The following is a 271-nucleotide window of genomic DNA, read 5'->3' as shown; positions in this document are numbered from 1 at the left end:
ATCCATCAGATTGTCGTGTTCGGGCTCACTGACTTCTGTTTCCGGCTCGGCAGCCAGTTCTTCACTATTGTCTTCAAAGGCAGAGAGATCAAATTCCACACCCTGGTCGTCGGCAGAAATCGTGACCTCGTCGGTATGGTGCTCGTCGCTATCCGCCAGGCTATCCAGTGAAAAGTCCATGCCGTTATCATCTGCGGCCGGAAGGTCGGCTTCGATATCGTCGCCCTGATCCAGCGCGGTTTCGAAATCCATCGCATCGTCACCCAGCACA

Annotated in this window: 1 pseudogene; it reads right to left on the bottom strand. The window is 54.6% G+C overall.

Annotated elements, in window-relative coordinates:
• Positions 1–271, bottom strand: a pseudogene (locus Q4563_RS19955) (hypothetical protein); the annotation flags it as partial.

Source organism: Gilvimarinus sp. 1_MG-2023, assembly GCF_030548285.1.
The sequence above is the reverse complement of the archived record's forward strand: the minus strand, read 5'-3'. Positions and strand labels throughout refer to the sequence as shown.